Here is an 18,233-nt window from a genome sequence, read left to right on the forward strand (position 1 = left end):
TAGGTCTACCGTCGCATTTGTGACACCGCTCGACTTCCGCGACGGAGCCGCACCGACCGAGGGACCCAATGGCGAGCCTGCTCAATTTCGCGCTGCGGTAGAGGCGATGCGCGCCGCTGCCGTACATCCCCGGATCGAGCTGGCACCGATCCGCCCGCCGCAACGCCTCGCTCCCTATTCCTATGCGCTCGGCGCCGAAGTCAAACACCCCGAAACCCCTGTTGTGCCAGTCGATTCCGACGATGATGCCTTCGGCAGGCTAATCCTGCTACACGACCCCGACGGCGACGACGCCTGGAACGGCACCTTCCGGCTGGTGGCCTACATCCAGGCCGACATCGATGGCGCGCTTGCCACCGATCCGCTGCTACCCGAGGTCGCGTGGAGTTGGCTGGTGGACGCGCTGGAATCCCGCCACGAACCATTCACCGCGCTCGGCGGTACCGTCACCTCGACGAGTTCGGTGCGCTACGGCGACATCGCCGGACCACCGCGCGCGCACCAATTGGAGCTGCGCGCGTCCTGGACAGCGGTGACCACCGAGATGCAACCGCATGTGGAAGCCTTCTGCGAGGTGCTCGCCTACGCGGCCGGGCTACCGCCTGCCGGTATCACCCATCTTCGGCCAGAGTCGTACACCAGCCACGACCACAGCTGACCGCCACGTAAAGTTCAGGTTTATGCCGGAAGCAGACGAGTCCGATCAAGGCAGTACCGCGCAAGACAACGCAGCCGAACCGCTGCTGGTCCCTGCCGAGGGCGTGCCACCCGTTCTTGCTTCCGCACGTGAGATCGTCGAAGCCGCCGCCGCGCTGGCCGCGGGTACCGGTCCGCTCGCCGTCGACGCCGAACGCGCTTCCGGTTTCCGGTACTCGGCGCGTGCCTATCTGATCCAGCTGCGCCGCGCCGGAGCAGGCAGTTTCCTCATCGATCCGATCCCGGTCGCCGATGCTCTCGCCCCGCTGGCCGAGGCGGTCAACGGCCTGGAATGGGTGCTGCATTCGGCCGACCAGGATCTGCCCGGCCTCGCCGAACTCGGACTGCGCCCCGCGCGACTGTTCGACACCGAATTGGGTGGCAGGCTGGCGGGTTTCGAACGGGTCGGTCTCGCGGCGATGGTGGAACGGCTGCTCGGCCGGGCGCTACGCAAGGGGCACGGTGCCGCCGACTGGTCCACCCGGCCGCTGCCCGATGAGTGGCTGAACTATGCCGCGCTCGATGTCGAACTGCTGCTGGAATTGCGCGACGAGGTCGCCGCCTCGCTCAGCGAACAGGGCAAAATAGACTGGGCCACACAGGAATTCGAGTATGTTCGAACCGCGGAACCCGGTGCACCGAAGGCCGACCGGTGGCGGCGCACCTCAGGTATCCACACCCTGCGCCGCGCCAGGCAGCTCGCCATCGTGCGCGAGCTGTGGACCACCAGAGACACCCTGGCCCGCTCCCGTGACGTAGCGCCCGCCCGCATCCTGCCGGATTCGGCGATTGTCGCCGCAGCCACCACGGAGCCACGCACCATCGCCCAACTGCGCGTGCTTCCAGTTTTCGGCGGGCCACGTCAACGCCGATACTCTCGCGAATGGCTCGGTGCCGTCGACCGCGGACGCGCCCTTCCCGACAGCGATCTCCCTCCGCTCAGCCAGCCCTACGATGGACCGCCGCCGGTGAACCGCTGGGAGCGCCGCGACGCCGCCGCCGCGGCCAGACTGACCAGGTCGCGAGCGGCAATGGGCGAGCTGTCGGATGAACACGCGATCCCCGTCGAAAACCTGCTCTCCCCCGACCTGGTCCGCCGCCTGTGCTGGGACGGCTTGCCGAACTACGACCGGGTCGGCGATCCGGCCGACCTGTCGGCCGACATCGACGGGTTCCTGAAATCGGGCGGTGCCCGCCCGTGGCAGCGTGAACTCGCTGTTCCCGGCCTCACGGTCGCGTTGACTCCGCCGCCGCCCGACGCATAACGGGCCGACCTCGAGTTCCCCTATCGGCGCAGCAGCTCGCCACGCCGATGCCGCAGGACCTCTGAGCGCCTGGCCACGTCGATGGTGGCGAGCATGGCGTGGATGTCGCCGAGCGCGAACCCCGCCTGCTTCGCCCACAGGACCACCGCAATCTGGAATACGTCGTTCTGGCCGGACCCTCCCGTACCTCGCAGTGCGCGGCGCGTTCCACCGCAGGTGCCGGGCGATGCCGGCAAGTGGCGGCGGGCGACCTGATCAGCGGGCGTCGAGCCAGCCCGTAATGCGGCGGGCGATGTCCGGGGCAGTCAGGCCCAGGTCCTCGTGCACCTGGTTTCGCGAGGCGTGGTCCAGGAAGTGTTGGGGCACACCGAGATCGCGGGTGGGGACGTCGAGGCCGGCGGTGCGCAGGCGAGCGGAGATGGTGGAGCCGATGCCGCCATGTAGGCCGCCGTCTTCGAGAGTTACCAGGAGGCGGTAGTTTTCGGCGAGTTTGACAATGGTGTCGGAAACCGGCAGAACCCAGCGGGGGTCGATGACGGTGATCGAAATGCCTTCCGGCGCAAGCAGGCCCGCGACCTGCAGGGCCAATTCGGCGAACGCGCCGACCGCGACGAGCAAGACGTCGCCGCGCTGGGTCTGCGCGGAGCCACCGTCTTGGTCGGGCAGACGAAGCACATCGATGCCGTCGAGGCGTTCGACCGCCGAAATATCTTCGACGACACTGCCTTTGGGAAAACGGATGGCGGTGGGACCGTCGTTCACCGCGAGAGCCTCGGCGAGTTCCTCGCGCAGCGTACCCGCGTCGCGAGGTGCGGCCACACGAATGCCGGGGATGATGCCGAGCACCGAGAGATCCCACATGCCGTTATGGCTGGCGCCGTCGCTCCCGGTGATACCGGCACGGTCGAGGACCACGGTCACCGGCTGCTTCAGCAGTGCGACATCCATCAGCAACTGATCGAAGGCGCGGTTGAGGAAGGTGGAGTAGATCGCGACGACCGGATGCATGCCGCCCAGAGCGAGACCGGCGGCCGAGGCCATCGCGTGCTGCTCGGCGATACCGACGTCGAACATGCGGTCCGGGAAGCGTTCGCCGAACGCCGACAATCCGGTCGGTCCCGGCATGGCCGCTGTGATGGCGACGATGTCGTCGCGGCGCTGCGCGTGGGCGATCAGTTCCTCGGAGAACACCGAGGTCCAGCCGCGCCCCTTGGCGCCGAGCGGCAGGCCCGTCAGCGGGTCGATCGGATCGCAGGAGTGCATCTGATCGGCTTCATGGTTTTCCGCGTGCTCGTAACCGCGTCCCTTCTGGGTCACCACATGCACGACGACCGGCCCACCGAACTCCTTGGCCCGGCGCAGCGCGGCTTCCAGTGCGCCACTGTCATGGCCATCCACCGGTCCGACGTATTTGAGCCCGAGGTCGCCGAACAGCTCCTGCGGACTGACCGCGTCCTTTATGCCGGCCTTCACCGCGTGCACCATCGAATACGCGGATTCGCCGACGCGCGGAATGCTCTTGAGAATCCGTTTGCCGGTATCGAGCGCGTGCTCGTAGGCGGGCTGGGTCCGCAGCGCGGTCAGCCGGTCGGCGAGGCCGCCGATGGTCGGCGCGTAGGACCGACCGTTGTCATTGACTACCACGACCACCGGACGATCGGGCGCACCGGCGATGTTGTTGAGCGCCTCCCAGCACATGCCGCCGGTGAGCGCGCCGTCACCGACGACCGCGACAACGTGCCGATCCTGACCGGTCAGCGCGAATGCCTTCGCCAGCCCGTCGGCATAGGACAGCGACGCCGAGGCGTGTGAGGATTCCACCCAGTCGTGCGCGCTTTCGGCGCGACTGGGATAGCCCGACAATCCGCCTTGTTTGCGCAGCGTGTCGAACTGGTCCTTGCGGCCGGTGAGGATCTTGTGCACGTAGGCCTGATGCCCGGTGTCGAAGATCAATGGATCGGCCGGCGAGTCGAAGACCCGGTGCAGGGCGATGGTCAGCTCGACCACGCCGAGGTTGGGCCCGAGATGCCCACCGGTTGCGGCGACCTTCTCGACCAGGAACTGGCGAATCTCCGTCGCCAACTCCCGCACCTCGGCCACATTCAACCGGCGCAGGTCTTCGGGCGCATCGACCCGGGAAAGCACTCCCACCTGAACTCGCTCCCTCCGGATAGCGCATCTGATCCGATCAGTCTACGGAGCCGCACCAGTGCACTGACACGAGCGCGGGGCGTCACCTGCCGTCATGACGTGCAAATGTGAGCCTCCACACGAATCGCCGACCGAATGGTCCCGCCGGAAGACACGCGCTCGGCCGGACGAATGTCCGACCGCCGCATACGCTACCGCGCCTACAGTGATCGTGTGACCGAGCCCGAGCATCAGGTTCCGCAGGCGGTCGACCCCGGCGTCGTAGCGCGCATCGTCACCGACGTCTACCAGTTGTGCCGGGCCGAGAACTCCGGCGCGTTAGCCGACTACATCCCGGAACTCGCAGCCGTGCAACCGGATTCGTTCGGACTATGCCTGGCCACCGCCGACGGGCGGGTTTACGGCACCGGGGATGTCGCCACCACATTCACCATCCAGTCCATCTCCAAGCCGTTCACCTACGCGCTCGCCCTGGCTGATCGGGGTCCGGCGGCGGTGGCCGAACACATCGACGTGGAACCTTCCGGGGAGCCGTTCAACGAGATCAGCCTCGACCCGGTGACCGAACGCCCGCGTAATCCGATGATCAACGCGGGCGCCATCACCGCGACCGCGCTGATCAGCGGCCATGACCCGGCGCAGAAGTTCGAACGTATCCGCCGCAGCTTCTCCCGCTTCGCCGGACGCGAGTTGACGATGAATGAACCGGTATACGCCTCCGAGGCGCGCACCGGATACCGCAACCGTGCCATCGGCTACATGCTGCGCTCGTTCGGCATCATCGACTCCGATCCGGACGAGGCGGTCGACCGGTATTTCCGCCAGTGCTCGCTCGACATCACCTGCCACGATCTCGCGCTGATGGCGGCCACATTGGCCAACAACGGGATCAACCCGGTGACTCACGAGCGAGCCTTGTCGACGGCGCTGACCGAACGCGTGCTCAGTGTGATGACAACCTGCGGCATGTACAACGCCGCCGGTGACTGGGTGACCACGGTCGGGATGCCCGCCAAGAGCGGTGTCGGCGGCGGAATCCTCGCCGTGCTGCCCGGCCAGATCGGCATCGCCGTCTACTCCCCGCGACTGGACGCACACGGCAACAGCGTGCGCGGTGTCGCGGCCTGCCGCGAACTGTCCAGGCGGCTGGAACTGCATTTCCTCCATGTGACTCGCTCCGCGCGCACCGCGATCCGGGCCGCCTACTCGGTGGCCGAGGTGCCGTCACGACTCCAGCGCACGACCGGCGAGATGGCGGTACTCGCCGAACACGGCGACCGGGCGCGCGTCTATGAGCTACACGGTGATCTGTTGTTCGCGGGCGCGGAGCGGGCGGTGCACGCGATCGAAGAGCAGGCGGCCGAGCTCGAGGCGCTGGTGGTTGACCTGAGGCGAGTGGGCGAGGTGAGCATGATCGCCATCCATATGCTCAACGAACTGCAGTCCGAACTCGCCACGGCGGGTTGCCGGGTGGCCATCGTCGATCCCGACAGCAAAATGGGTCACCTGGTGTCCAGCTTGGTTCCCGACGATCCACGCGGACGTGTCTTCATCGACCGCGACAGCGCCACCGAATGGTGCGAGGACATCGTGCTCGACCACCATCGGCCCACCGCCGAACCGGCGTGCACGTCACTGCCGATCGAGGACCATCCCGTGCTCGCCGCACTGAGCCCCGACGACCGAGCGCGGTTGGCAAAGGATTTCGAGGTGCGCACCATCGCCCGTGGCGAGGCGATCGCGCGCCGTGGCAGCACCCGTTCCGGCCTTTACCTGATCCTGGAGGGACGGGTACGGATCACCTTCGAAGGCGCCGACGGGCGCACGCACCGACTGGCGTCGCTGTCGGCCGGAATGTCGTTCGGGGAGATCCCGATGCTCGTCGGCACCCCGTTCGTCAACGAAGCTCGCGCCGAGAGCACCGTGCGCATTGCGGTTTTGAGCCCGCGGCGATTCGACGTGCTCACCGAGCAGGCGCCCGAACTCAAACTCGCGCTACTCGAGCGGCTCGCCGCGGGCGCCTACGCACAGATGGATGCCGCGGTGCACGCGATCGCGGTACGCGGCAGCGACTATTGAGCCACCATCCGACATAGTCAGGAGTGCGTCATGAGTAAGAAGAAGCCCGGCGAGACCGCCGCCGCGGGGACGGTGACCACCTTCGGCAGAGGCACCGCCCGCGCCACTCCCGACCTCATGCGGGTCACCATTTCTATCGAGGCCCGCGCGGCGAAGGTCGCACTCGCCTATGGACAGGCCGGTGAACGGGTCGCCGCCGTCACCGATTCGCTGCGCTCGAATGGGGTTTCGGGAACCGACATCGCTACCAGCGGCCTATCGGTGCGAACCGAAACCATCTGGGTCGAAGGCGGCGGTTCGAAGATCACCGGCTATCTCGCGACGACCGATCTGACCGTCGCACTGCGCGATATCGGCGAGAACGCCGACCCAGGACCCGCGGCCATCATCGCCAACTGTATCGATGCCGGCGGTGACGATGTCCGGCTCGGCGGCCTCAACTTGGATTTCGCCGACCAGAACGGCCTGCTCACTCAGGCCCGCGACGCGGCATGGGACAACGCTGTCATCAAGGCCGAGCAGTACGCCACTCGCGCGGGCCGGGCTCTTGGGCCGGTACTCGAGATCACGGAGAACACCGCCGCCGTACCGCCCGCATCCCCTCGGCTGAGGGCGGTATCGGCGCCCATGACCGAGGGGTACGGCGCCGCACCGGTCCCGGTCGAACTCGGCGAATCCGAAATCAGCGCGACCGTCCGCGCTACCTGGCAGCTCGATTGAGCGGTCGGCGATCGCCGAGACCGCCGAGTTGCCGAGATTACGTCGGGCTACGAGATACACCGGACGTCAACGCATTCCGGTAATCCGCGCGGTCGACCGAATTCGCTGTGGCACGGCGACACGCACACCTATATTGAGAAATCGGTGGCCCCGTCGCTGTCACCGATGAGGAGTTCCTATGTCGTTCGTGCTCGTCGACACACCACGCCCGCATATCGCGCTGGTGACATTGAATCGACCGGATCGGATGAACGCGATGGCATTCGATGTGATGATTCCGCTCCGGGCGGCACTCGAAGAGGTCAGCACCGACAACGACGTGCGGGTCGTAGTGTTGACCGGCGCCGGGCACGGGTTCTGTGCCGGCGCGGACCTGCAGAGTGCGGGCCGCGTGCCCAACACCGAGGGGTTGACGATCACCAACGTGGCGCGGCGTTCGATGGATCTGCTCAACGATGTGATGATCACGCTGCGGCGGATGCACCAACCGGTTATCGGCGCCATCAATGGCGCCGCGATCGGTGGCGGTTTCTGTTTGAGCGTCGCCACCGATATTCGTGTCGCGGGCGAGAACGCCTATTTCCGCGCCGCCGGGATCAATAACGGTCTCACCTCCGCGGAGTTGGGCATCAGTTATCTCCTGCCGCGCGCAATCGGCTCCTCCCGTGCCTTCGAGATCATGCTGTCCGGACGCGATGTCGACGCCGCAGAAGCCGAGCGGATCGGCTTGGTCTCTCGCACAGTTCCTACCGCGAAGCTCCTGGAGACCTGCTTCGACCTCGCCGAACGAATCATCAGCTTCAGCCGCGTCGGCACCGAACTCACCAAACGCATGCTGTGGAGCGGTATGGAGGCGGGCAGCTTCGAATCCCAGATGCAGCACGAGGGCATGGCACAGCTCTACGTTCGTCTCACCACCGATAACTTCGACGAGGCGATTCGAGCGCGCCGCGACCGTCGTCCACCGATCTACGGAGACTGATCACCCGGCACGGCCGCCGAATGACGAGATGGTCCAGGCACCAACGCATTCCGGTAACTCGCGCTCAACGCTCCAAAAGTGCGAGGCATTCGACATGGTGGGTGGCCGGGAAGGCGTCGAAGGCGCGCAATTCGGCGAGCCGGAAACCGGCGGCTTGGTAAAGGCTCAGATCACGCGCGAAAGCGGCTGGGTCACAACCTATGTGAATGATGCGACCGGCATTGTGGGCACCGATCGCGGCGGCGACTTCTTTGCCCGCACCGGTCCGCGGAGGATCGAGCACCACGACATCAGGTGTGGCGGAGCCCTGTTCGGCCAGCCAACGCTCGACGCGATCGGCGCGCAGATCCACCCAGGGCAGATCACGCAGGGCGACGGTGCCATCGGCAACCGCCGGACGTGCGGATTCCACGGCTAGCACGGCCCCGTCAGGACCAACCTGATCGGCCAGCCGGGCCGCGAAAACCCCTGCGCCGCTATACAGATCCCAGGCCAGATCTCCGAAACCGACGCCTGACCATTCCGCGACGATATCCGAATAGCATTGTGCCGCACCATGATGCGCCTGCCAGAAGCCGGTTGCCGAGATATCCCAGCGGCGGCCCGCCACATACTCGACCGTGCGACCGCTGCCCTCGAGAACCGATTCCTCACGGGTCGCGTGCACCGCCGCACGCCGCGCCGCGGCATTGCGGCGCTCCCCGTCCCGGGGCGCGTTCGATCCACTTGGCCGTTCACCCTCGCGCCGGCCCTTACCACGCCGATCCGCGCCCGGCCGATCGCTCCCGCGCCGCTGCCCGGCGCGACCGCCCGCTGAAACCGGCACCGCGAGTTCGACGATATGACGCACACCGTCACCATCGACCGCGATCACCAACTCTGCCCCCGGTGTCCACAAGCGCTCGGCTACCCCGTCCAACGCACCCGAAACTGGTTGCGGGCAGCGCAGATCGGTGATCACTTCGGTGCTGCGCAGCCGGTGCACCCCGGCCCGGCCCCGCGCGTCGACCGCCAACCGGATCCTGGTGCGCCAACCGCCGGTCGCGTCCGCGGGGTATCCGGCAATGGGCTCGACGGTGATCTCCCGTTCCAGCCTCGCGATCCGGCGCAGTTGCTCGGCAACCACCGTCGCCTTCAATGCCCGCTGCGCGACCGGCGTGGCAAAGGAGAAGTCGCAGCAACCCGCACCGCCCGGCCCGGACACCGGGCAGGTCGGGGGCACGCGATCGGGTGACGGTTCGAGGATCTCGATAGCATCGGCCCGGCAGAACGAACCGCCACGGTCCTCGGTAACTCGCGCCCGCACCAGCTCACCCGGCAGCCCGTGCCGGACGAAGACCACCCTGCCCTCATGCCTGCCGACGCAGAAGCCGCCATGTCCCGGCGGTCCGAGCCGCAGCTCGAAGGTGGTGTCGAGCCAGTCGGTCACGACCGATCCTCGTATCCGCGCCGCACCGCACCGGGCGCGTTGACTTCGGCCGCCTGCCTGGCCTTGGTGGACGAACTCAACTGCCATGGCACGCTGGTCACCATCACGCCCGGCACGAAAAGCAGCCTGCCCTTGAGCCGCAGTGCGCTCTGGTTGTGCAACACCTGCTCCCACCAGTGACCGACCACGTATTCGGGGATGAATACGGTCACCACATCACGCGGTGAGTCCTTGCGAACCCTCTTCACGTAATCGAGTACCGGCTTGGTGATTTCGCGGTAGGGCGATTCGATCACCTTGAGCGGCACGGTGATATCGCTACGCTCCCATTCCCGGACCAGTGCCCTGGTATCGGCCTCGTCGACGTTCACCGTCACCGCTTCGAGGGTGTCCGGGCGAGTGGCGCGGGCATAGGCCAGTGCGCGCCTGGTCGGCAGGTGCAGCTTGGAAACCAGCACGATCGAATGCGAGCGGCTCGGCAGCACACCGTCCCATTCGTGTTGATCGAGCTCGCGGGATACCGAATCGTAGTGCTTGCGAATCAATTTCATTACCACGAAGATCGCCACCATGGTGCAGATGGCGATCCAGGCACCCGCGAAGAACTTGGTGACGAGGACAATGATCAGCACCGTGCCGGTCGCGGTGAGGCCGACTGCATTGATCACCCGTGAACGCTTCATCCGTGCCCGTTGCGCCGGATCGGATTCGGTACGCAACAGCCGCGTCCAGTGCCGCAGCATGCCGGTTTGGCTGAGCACGAACGACACGAATACACCGACGATGTAGAGCTGGATCAGCTTCGTCACCTCAGCGCCGAACACCACGACGAATGCGATGGCTGCGCCGGAGAGGAACAGGATGCCGTTGCTGAACGCCAGCCGGTCACCGCGAGTGTGCAGCTGCCTCGGCAGGTAACGGTCCTGCGCCAGAATCGAACCGAGCACCGGGAATCCGTTGAATGCGGTATTGGCGGCAAGCACCAGAATCAGTGCGGTGACCGTGGTGATAAAGAAGAATCCGATCGGGAATCCATGGAAAACCGTCTCGGCGAGCTGCGCGATCAACGTCTTCTGGTGGTAGTCGGCGGGCGCGCCGACCAAATCGGATTCGTTGCGCGCGTAAACGACTCCGATCTTCTGCGCCAGGATGATGATGCCCATCAACAACACGATCGCAAAGGTCCCGAGCATCAACAGGGTGGTCGCGGCATTGCGCGACTTCGGCTTCTGGAAGGCGGGTACGCCATTGCTGATCGCCTCGACACCGGTCAACGCGGCACAGCCGGAAGAAAACGAGCGCGCGATGAGGAAAGCGAACGCCAAACCGAATAGGTGCTCCTGTTCGGCATTCAGCTCGAAACCCGCCGACTCGGCCCGAAGATCATCGCCGAGAACGAAGATCCGGAACAGCCCCCAGAAAAGCATCACGGACACGCCGATAATGAATGCGTAGGTCGGAATCGCGAACATAGTACCCGACTCCCGGACACCACGCAGGTTCATCGCCGTCAGCACCGCGATGGCCACCACCGCGAACAACACCTTATGCGCATCCACGAACGGGATCGCCGAGCCGATATTGGACGCGGCCGAGGAAATCGACACCGCGACCGTGAGAACATAGTCGACCAGCAGTGCGCTGCCGACCGTGAGACCGGCATTGGGCCCCAGATTCGTGGTGGCGACCTCGTAGTCACCACCACCGGACGGGTAGGCGTGCACATTCTGCCGGTAGCTGGCCACCACCACCGCCATGACGAAGGCGACCGCGAGCCCGACCCAGGGGGCGTACATATAGGCCGAGATCCCGGCCACTGAAAGAGTCAGGAAGATCTCTTCTGGGGCGTAGGCAACCGATGACATGGCATCAGAGGCGAACACCGGGAGCGCGATTCGCTTCGGCAGCAGAGTATGGCCGAGCGAATCGCTACGGAATGGCCTACCCAGCAGCACGCGTTTTGCTGCCGTCGTCAACTTGGACACCGGAGCGAGCATAGATCCCCGAACGGTTGATCGTGCCCGCGGGCCGGTTCGCGTCGTGGGTTTGACTACCCGCTCGAGTGGGAAAATGAGCCATGGACGCACGCGGCAGGTACGGTCTGCCGAAGAGAAGCAAACCGAACGCCATTGTTCCGGGAACGAGGTTGCACGGTGTACGTAGTGATCATGGGTTGCGGGCGCGTCGGCTCGTCGCTGGCACGCGCCCTGGTCCGAGTCGGTCACGAAGTCACCGTGATCGACAGGGATCGCAGCTCGTTTCTGCGACTCGGTGAAGACTTCCCCGGTGACCAGGTCGTCGGTGTCGGCTTCGACCGGGATGTACTGACCCGCGCCGGAATCGAGCGCGCCGATGCTTTCGCCTCGGTGTCCTCGGGCGACAATTCAAACATCATCTCGGCGCGGGTAGCCCGCGAAACCTTCGGTGTGCAGCGCGTTGTCGCCCGCATCTACGACGCGAAGCGGGCCGCCGTCTATGAGCGCCTGGGCATTCCGACCATCGCCACCGTGCCGTGGACCACAGACCGGTTCCTGACCACGCTGATCGGCGAGAGCGGCACCACCACCTGGCGCGATCCCACCGGCACCGTCGCCGTCGCCCAGCTGACACTGCACGAGGAGTGGTACGGCCGCACCGTGCGCGAACTGGAGCAGACCGTCGGCGCCAGGGTGGCGTTCATCATCCGGTTCGGTCAAGGGCTGTTACCCGACAGCAAAACCATGGTTCAGGCCGACGACATCGTCTATGTCGCCGCCACCTCCGGCAGCGTCGGCGAGGCCGTCGCACTGGCCGGCAAGCCACCAGCAAGCGAGGACTGAACATGAAAGTGGCGATCGCCGGAGCCGGCGCCGTCGGCCGATCGATAGCCAAGGAGCTGCTACGCAGCGGCCACCAGGTGATGCTGCTGGAACGCCAGCTCGATCACATCGATCCCGCGGCCATCCCGGACGCCGTGTGGGTGCACGCCGACGCCTGCGAACTCGCGTTGCTGGAGGACGCAGGTATGCAGACCTATGAGGTCGTCATCGCCGCCACCGGCGACGACAAGGCGAACCTGGTGCACAGCCTGCTCGCCAAGACCGAATTCGGTGTACGCCGTGTCGTGGCCCGAGTCAACGACCCGCGCAACGAATGGCTCTTCGATTCGTCGTGGGGCGTCGATGTCGCGGTGTCGACGCCGCGTCTGCTCGCCTCGCTGGTGGAGGAGGCGGTATCGGTCGGCGATCTGGTCCGGCTGATGACCCTGCGCCAGGGCCAGGCCAATCTCGTCGAGATCACCCTGCCCGCGGACACCGCGTTGGCCGGCAAGCCGGTGGGCACCCTGACGCTGCCGCGCGACGCCGCCCTCGTAACGATTCTGCGCGGCGGCCGGGTGATCGTGCCGCAGCCCGATGACCCGTTCGAGGGCGACGACGAGCTGCTTTTCGTGACCTCTGTGGAGGCCGAAGAGGATCTGAGGGTGGCGCTGGCCCACCACGGCATCAAGCCATAACTCCCCGATACGGCGGATACCTGCCGGGTATCAGGCCGCTTTCAGTTCAGAGCGCAATTTGTTGAGTGCGCGGTGCTGCATTACCCGCACCACCCCCGGGCTGGTGCCGATCGCCTCCGCGGTCTGCGCCGCGGTCCAGCCGAGAATGATGCGCATCACCAGCACCTCGCGGTGGACCGGCGCCAGGATATTCATCAATTCCCTTGTCGCATCACGACGCTCGGACGCCAGCGCCCACTCCTCCGGGCCCGCGGCGGTGGAGGGAACGTCCGGTATGTCGGCGGTCGGGTAGCTCGGGTGCAGCTGTGAGCGGCGGAACGCGTCGGCGACCTTGTTCGCGGAAATCCCATACACGAAGGCCAGGAACGACCTTCCTTGATCCCGATAGCGTGGGATGGCATTGACAGTCGCCATCAGGATCTCCTGCACCACATCGTCCACGGTGACGCTCAGGTAGGACGTATTGCCAAGGCGCGCAGCGCAATACCGGCGGACCAACGGGTGAACCAGCCGCAGTATCTCGGTGACGGCGGCGCGATCTCCCGCTGCGGCAGGGCCGATGAGGGGACCGAATTCAGCCGACACCCGACGACTCTCCGACAGGGCCGGATTGGCGGTGCCAGACTTGGACGATGCCACAATATGGTGTTCGGTAGCCAACTTCCGAGTCCTTCCTCACCGATGCTGCGTTTATCTCTCGCAACGATCGTCTGACGAACTCGGCTCACCGGCCAGTACCCCCAGGGTGGGTACTACCTCACCTCGACGGCGGACATTAATACCCCGACGAATCGGCTACCCGCGTTGGGCAGCTTCCGCCACAGCGGCCTTGGGGGCGGGCATATGCCCGGCACGACGCACCGCCCACACCGTGACCGCCAGCGCGACGGCTGTCAGCGGCCAGCCCATCGCGATGCGGGCAGCGGCCAGCCAACCGGTGTGGTCGGTGTCGTAAAGCTGCGACTGGACAAGGTAGCGAGCACCGAAGACCAGCACCCATGTGGTGGTCGCGAGGTCATAGAGGCGCGCCACACGGCGATCGGTCCGCCAGCCCGAGCCGTGGCCGTTCAGCACCCCCCAGATGACACCGACCAGCGGCCAGCGCACCAATATCGACACCAGGAACGCTCCGGCGTACAACAGGCTGGTGTAGATACCGAACAGGAAGAAGCCCTTGGCCTCACCCATCCGGTAGGCGATGAAGGCGCAGATGCCGACCCCTAGAAAACCGGAAATGGCGGGCTGAAGCGGGCCGCGGCGCACCAGACGCCAGATCAGAATCGCGGTGGCCGCACCGAGCGCCGACCAAATTGCCGCAGTGAGCCCGGCGAAGGTATTCACTGGCACGAACACGAGAACGGGCAGGGTCGAATAAACCAGACCGCTGAACCCGCCCAGCTGCTCGAGCAGCGTCTGCTGAACCGCCTCCTCGTCCTCGTCGAGCGGATCTTCCGCATCGTCGAGCCGATGGCGCCCGCCATCGCTGGGGACTCGAGTCTCATCGGGCTCGGCGAGCTGAGTCTCGATCGATCTGTCAGCGGTGTTCTCGTTGCTCGATGGCATACGTCAGCTGTTCCCGCGCAATTCGTAGTAGGGGTTGTAGATCACCTTACGGCCGTCGCGGTCGCCCACCCGGCCACGGACGAGGATTCGGCGTCCCGGGTCGATGCCGGGAATGCGTCTGCGCCCGATCCACACCAGGATGATGGCATCGGTGCCGTCGAAGAACTCCGCCTGCACACTGGCACCCGCGGACTTCGGACATGCCTCGACGCTGCGCAGTCGGCCGAGCATGGTGGCCTCGTCACCGCGTTGACACTCCGACGCCCGGCACGCACCGGACGCGTCGGCGGTCTCGGCGAGTTCCTCGGCGTCCAACCGATCGATGTCCTCGGTCAGTCTGCGGCCCAATCGGCGAAAATAACCTGAGGCTGCGGATGGCATTCACGCTCTCCTGCATGGAGCAAGACGACGTGGGTCGCACGCCATCGTGGTTGTCCGGTAACGACCGGCTATTGGCCGTATACCCGCCACTGTAGATGGGCAACCCTTCCCCCGCTACGCTCGGTCCGGTGTTCGAAACCTCTCCTCCCGCGGTGGTGGTCGCACTGCCCGGCACCGGATCCGATGCCGACTTCGCCCGCCGCGCATTCGAACCGGCCTGCACAGCCCGTGGAATCGAGCTGATCGCGGTGGAACCGGACCCACGTGCGGTGGTCGGTTCCTACCGTGCCGCCCTGGACGCCGCCGCCGGATCGGGGCCGGTACTGGTGACCGGGATCTCCCTGGGCGCCGCAGTCGCGATCGAGTGGGCCGGCGAACATCCAGACACGGCAATCGGAGTGGTCGCGGCCCTGCCCGCCTGGACGGGCCCGGACACCTCGGCCTGCCCCGCGGCGCTCAGCGCGGCGAGCACCGCCGAACAGTTGCGTGCCGATGGCCTCGAACCGGTTATCGGCCGGATGCGCGCGGGCAGCCCGCGCTGGCTGGCCGACGCACTCACCCAATCGTGGCGAGCCCAATGGCCGCATCTGCCGCAGGCCCTCGAAGAGGCCGCCGACTACAAGTGGCCGGGTGCCGAGCGGCTGGCCACCGTCGATGTCCCGGTCGCCGTCATCACGGCCTTCGACGACCCGGTACACCCGCTCGCGGTCGCCGAAGAATGGGTCGCTCGTATCCCCCGCGCCGAACTGCACCGAATCACGCTCGCCGAATTGGGTGGTGACCCCGGAATCCTGGGAACGATCGGTCTCGCCGCATTCAGCGAAATCCGTTGACCGACAGGGACTGCCGGTCAACGGCGAGTCAGTTCAGACCCAGCTGCTGCATGGCTGATCCATCCGCGCCGCGGCGCGGCCCTTGCGGCATCGGCGGCGAAATCACGGGCGCCGGGGTGGCCTGCGCGGCAACCTGAGCGGCAAGCGCCTGCTGTTGTGCATCCACCTGCTGCTGATGCGCGGCAGCCAGTTGCTCGGCCAACTCCTGGGGTAGTACCACCGCCAATGGCTCACGCACCGGCATCGGGTCCTCGCCGCGGCGAATCACCGTTTCGCTCAGAATGGCACGCGCGGCCGCTACCAGCGGTCCCCCCTCGTCCGCTGCCCCGGCCGGACCGGCCGCCACCAGGCGCACCATCCAGCGGTGGCCGTCGACGCCGATGAATCGCAGGTCGGCGCCGTCGGTGACGGCCAGTAACTCACGGCCCCACGGCCCGTTCTCCACCGCGACCCTGGCGCCGTCACCGCGCAGCGATTCGGCGAGATCCGCCGCCACCGTGCGCCATTGGCCCGGCGACTTCGGCGCGGCGTAAGCCGCTACGGTGATCCGGCCGTGCTCGGTTGCCAGGTGTACCGCCTGTGGCGTGCCCTCGGGGGTCATCTCGACCTGCAGCTGTCCACCCGGTGGCATCGGCAGGATCACCGAACCGAGGTCAAGACGCTGATCGGACACATTCTCCAGCAACTCGGCCACGTCGCCGTAGTCGTACGGGCCGGACCCGGGGACCTCGTTGTCGGCATCGTCGTCGTAATCCGCCGTCTCGTCGTAATCGACTGCCTCGTCGTAGTCAACTGTCACGATCGGGTTTTCGTCGGTCGGCGGGTCGTCGTCGTAGTCCCCTCCGCGATAGCCACGCGCATGGTCGGCGTCGTCATACTCGGCCGTGTCGTCGTACCGATCGTCGGCGAACCGGTCGCCGGACTTCTTTCTCTTGCCGAACATTGCCGTCATGCCTCCTTACCGATCGGACCCGCCCCGTCGGCCTGCACGGTCAAACTCGCGTGACCGCCACTCGACCCGTAGCCACCTGCACCGCGCGCGGTGTCGTCGAGCGTGTCGACCGCCTCGAAATCGACCAGTTCTACCCGCTGCACCAGCAGCTGCGCGATCCGGTCGCCCCGACGCAGTTCGATGGGGGTGCGCAGATCGTGATTGATCAGGCACACCTTGATTTCACCGCGATACCCCGCATCGACCGTGCCGGGGGTATTGACCACCGACAGACCGGTTTTGGCGGCCAGCCCGGAACGCGGATGGATGAGGCCAACCGTGCCGACCGGCAGCGCAACGGCGATACCGGTGCCGACCAGCACCCGCTCCCCCGGATCGAGGATGACGTCCTCGGTCGTGCACAGGTCCACGCCCGCGTCACCGTGATGGGCACGGGTGGGCATGGCGATGCCGGGATCGAGCCGCAGCAGGGGTATGGGTGAAAGTGCGTTCACGTTGGTCGAGCCTACGCGTACGCCGCTCACCAGCGTGACTTAGTGTTGAGTCGTGTCGGAGCAGCCGAATTCCATGACGACGGACCGCGAAAACAACCTGCCGCAGCCCTACCGCGAGCGCCTGTGGGTGCCGCTGTGGTGGTGGCCGGTGGGGTTGGCCGTCACCGGCTTGCTGGCAGCCGAAATCCATATGGGCGCGCCGGGACTACGGGCCTGGCTGCCGTATGTGCTGCTGCTGCCGGTCCCGGTGTGGGTGTTGTTGTGGATGAGCCGCCATCGGGTGGAGGTCGCACCGGGTGCGAATGGCACGCCGGAGCTACGCGCGGACCGCGCGCATCTACCCGCGAACTTCGTTGCTCGTGCGGCCGCCGTGGGGGCACCCGCCAAGAGCGCGGCGCTGGGTCGCCAGCTCGACCCCGCCGCCTATGTACAGCATCGGCCGTGGATTGGGCCGATGGTTCTACTCGTACTCGACGACCCGGACGATCCGACGCCGTACTGGCTGGTCAGTACGCGCCGACCCGAACGGGTCCTTGCCGCGCTTGGCATACCTGGCTCGGGGCCGGGGTTGCCGAGCGCGGACTGACCTAGATCTCCTCGGAGATCAGGCGGCGCAGTCCATGCAAATCAACTGGCCACCCTTTTCGCTGGCCAACCTGCTCCGGTGATGAACCAGGAAACAGCTGGAACAGGTAAATTCGTCAGCCTGCTTCGGGATTACCCGAACCGTCAGTACTTCCTCGGACAGATCAGCGCCGGGAAGCTCGAACGACTCCGCAGTATCGGATTCGTCGATATCCACGACGGCAGACTGCGCCTCGTTGCGACGAGCCTTCAGCTCCTCCAGCGAATCTTCCGACACTTCGTCGGTTTCTGTGCGCCTCGGTGCGTCATAGTCGGTTGCCATGTCGTCTTCCCCTCGTCCTTGCTCCGTATATCCCGGACCGGCCCGCATCACTCGATTTCTCTCGAAATCGATGTAATCCGCACCGCCCCGCCGGTGGTGCACGTCACACGTACACCGGTCCCCTATCAGGTCTGACCCTTCGATCGATCACTGATAGCGTTCGGTCAACGCAGGACATGCCCTGCTTGTTCCCGCGACCGACCACCAATTTCGGCACCGATGATTCGATCTGGGCCGCCAGACAATAGCGGACCCCACGGCAAAAGTCGCAATCAAAACACAGACGAG

Annotated in this window: 19 protein-coding genes; 9 read left to right on the plus strand and 10 right to left on the minus strand. The window is 66.1% G+C overall.

From position 1 onward, the window contains the following. Positions 1-19: 19 nt before the first annotated feature. Together LKE06_RS26180 and LKE06_RS26185 are read left to right on the plus strand one after the other, a co-directional pair. Positions 20-658: a DUF3000 domain-containing protein gene (locus LKE06_RS26180; RefSeq protein ID WP_228002027.1), complete on the plus strand. Its 639-nt coding sequence runs from the start codon at positions 20-22 to the stop codon at positions 656-658. Positions 659-680: 22 nt separating this feature from the next. Further along, positions 681-1,961 carry a ribonuclease D gene (locus tag LKE06_RS26185; RefSeq protein ID WP_228002028.1) on the plus strand — a complete coding sequence of 427 codons (1,281 nt, stop codon included), beginning with the start codon at positions 681-683 and terminating at the stop codon, positions 1,959-1,961. A gap of 20 nt (positions 1,962-1,981) precedes the next feature. On the opposite strand, the gene LKE06_RS32725 is transcribed toward LKE06_RS26185, so the two are convergent. Next, on the minus strand, positions 1,982-2,107 hold the full coding sequence (locus tag LKE06_RS32725) for a hypothetical protein (RefSeq protein ID WP_255649862.1): 126 nt from the start codon (positions 2,105-2,107) through the stop codon (positions 1,982-1,984). A 109-nt stretch (positions 2,108-2,216) separates the two neighbouring features. Next, positions 2,217-4,112 carry a 1-deoxy-D-xylulose-5-phosphate synthase gene (gene dxs, locus LKE06_RS26190; RefSeq protein ID WP_228002029.1) on the minus strand — a complete coding sequence of 632 codons (1,896 nt, stop codon included), beginning with the start codon at positions 4,110-4,112 and terminating at the stop codon, positions 2,217-2,219. Between the two features lie 213 nt (positions 4,113-4,325). On the opposite strand from dxs, the gene glsA reads away from it, so the two are divergent. The 3 genes from glsA (at position 4,326) to LKE06_RS26205 (ending at position 7,893) form a co-directional block, all read left to right on the plus strand. Continuing rightward, entirely contained in the window at positions 4,326-6,191 is a 1,866-nt protein-coding gene (gene glsA, locus LKE06_RS26195) for a glutaminase A (protein WP_228002030.1), read from the plus strand. 30 nt (positions 6,192-6,221) lie between these two features. Beyond that, on the plus strand, positions 6,222-6,911 hold the full coding sequence (locus LKE06_RS26200; RefSeq protein WP_228002031.1) for an SIMPL domain-containing protein: 690 nt from the start codon (positions 6,222-6,224) through the stop codon (positions 6,909-6,911). A 178-nt stretch (positions 6,912-7,089) separates the two neighbouring features. Next, positions 7,090-7,893, plus strand: a complete 804-nt coding sequence (locus LKE06_RS26205) for an enoyl-CoA hydratase (protein ID WP_228002032.1) — start codon at positions 7,090-7,092, stop codon at positions 7,891-7,893. Between the two features lie 64 nt (positions 7,894-7,957). On the opposite strand, the gene LKE06_RS26210 is transcribed toward LKE06_RS26205, so the two are convergent. Together LKE06_RS26210 and LKE06_RS26215 are read right to left on the minus strand one after the other, a co-directional pair. Continuing rightward, positions 7,958-9,322 carry a class I SAM-dependent RNA methyltransferase gene (locus tag LKE06_RS26210; RefSeq protein ID WP_228002033.1) on the minus strand — a complete coding sequence of 455 codons (1,365 nt, stop codon included), beginning with the start codon at positions 9,320-9,322 and terminating at the stop codon, positions 7,958-7,960. Next, positions 9,319-11,307 (minus strand): APC family permease, encoded by a 1,989-nt coding sequence (locus LKE06_RS26215; RefSeq protein ID WP_228002034.1) that lies wholly within the window; start codon positions 11,305-11,307, stop codon positions 9,319-9,321. The genes LKE06_RS26210 and LKE06_RS26215 overlap by 4 nt, the downstream gene beginning before the upstream one ends. 168 nt (positions 11,308-11,475) lie before the next feature. On the opposite strand from LKE06_RS26215, the gene LKE06_RS26220 reads away from it, so the two are divergent. Both LKE06_RS26220 and LKE06_RS26225 read left to right on the plus strand, forming a co-directional pair. Further along, complete coding sequence (locus LKE06_RS26220; RefSeq protein ID WP_228002035.1) at positions 11,476-12,141, plus strand: potassium channel family protein; 666 nt, start codon at positions 11,476-11,478, stop codon at positions 12,139-12,141. 2 nt (positions 12,142-12,143) lie between these two features. Continuing rightward, entirely contained in the window at positions 12,144-12,815 is a 672-nt protein-coding gene (locus tag LKE06_RS26225) for a potassium channel family protein (protein ID WP_228002036.1), read from the plus strand. Positions 12,816-12,845: 30 nt separating this feature from the next. Here LKE06_RS26225 and LKE06_RS26230 read toward each other — a convergent pair whose 3' ends face one another. The 3 genes from LKE06_RS26230 to LKE06_RS26240 form a co-directional block, all read right to left on the minus strand. After that, positions 12,846-13,400 carry a sigma-70 family RNA polymerase sigma factor gene (locus tag LKE06_RS26230; RefSeq protein ID WP_308188442.1) on the minus strand — a complete coding sequence of 185 codons (555 nt, stop codon included), beginning with the start codon at positions 13,398-13,400 and terminating at the stop codon, positions 12,846-12,848. 210 nt (positions 13,401-13,610) lie between these two features. Continuing rightward, positions 13,611-14,378 carry a DUF3159 domain-containing protein gene (locus LKE06_RS26235; RefSeq protein WP_228002037.1) on the minus strand — a complete coding sequence of 256 codons (768 nt, stop codon included), beginning with the start codon at positions 14,376-14,378 and terminating at the stop codon, positions 13,611-13,613. A 3-nt stretch (positions 14,379-14,381) separates the two neighbouring features. Then, positions 14,382-14,759 carry an OB-fold nucleic acid binding domain-containing protein gene (locus LKE06_RS26240; RefSeq protein ID WP_228002038.1) on the minus strand — a complete coding sequence of 126 codons (378 nt, stop codon included), beginning with the start codon at positions 14,757-14,759 and terminating at the stop codon, positions 14,382-14,384. 95 nt (positions 14,760-14,854) lie between these two features. Between LKE06_RS26240 and LKE06_RS26245 the strand changes: the two genes are divergently transcribed. Then, positions 14,855-15,592, plus strand: a complete 738-nt coding sequence (locus tag LKE06_RS26245) for an alpha/beta fold hydrolase (protein ID WP_372477431.1) — start codon at positions 14,855-14,857, stop codon at positions 15,590-15,592. A 28-nt stretch (positions 15,593-15,620) separates the two neighbouring features. Here LKE06_RS26245 and LKE06_RS26250 read toward each other — a convergent pair whose 3' ends face one another. Next, on the minus strand, positions 15,621-16,535 hold the full coding sequence (locus LKE06_RS26250) for a DUF3710 domain-containing protein (RefSeq protein WP_228002040.1): 915 nt from the start codon (positions 16,533-16,535) through the stop codon (positions 15,621-15,623). Between the two features lie 5 nt (positions 16,536-16,540). Then, on the minus strand, positions 16,541-17,038 hold the full coding sequence (gene dut, locus LKE06_RS26255; protein ID WP_228002041.1) for a dUTP diphosphatase: 498 nt from the start codon (positions 17,036-17,038) through the stop codon (positions 16,541-16,543). A gap of 73 nt (positions 17,039-17,111) precedes the next feature. On the opposite strand from dut, the gene LKE06_RS26260 reads away from it, so the two are divergent. Next, entirely contained in the window at positions 17,112-17,624 is a 513-nt protein-coding gene (locus LKE06_RS26260) for a DUF3093 domain-containing protein (RefSeq protein WP_228002098.1), read from the plus strand. A gap of 18 nt (positions 17,625-17,642) precedes the next feature. Here LKE06_RS26260 and LKE06_RS26265 read toward each other — a convergent pair whose 3' ends face one another. Further along, the gene (locus LKE06_RS26265) at positions 17,643-17,945 is read right to left on the minus strand and encodes a DUF4193 domain-containing protein (RefSeq protein ID WP_228002042.1); all 303 of its coding nucleotides are present in this window, start codon (positions 17,943-17,945) and stop codon (positions 17,643-17,645) included. Between the last annotated feature and the right edge of the window lie 288 nt (positions 17,946-18,233).

The organism is Nocardia australiensis (genome assembly GCF_020733705.1).
GTDB classification, from domain to species: domain Bacteria; phylum Actinomycetota; class Actinomycetes; order Mycobacteriales; family Mycobacteriaceae; genus Nocardia; species Nocardia australiensis.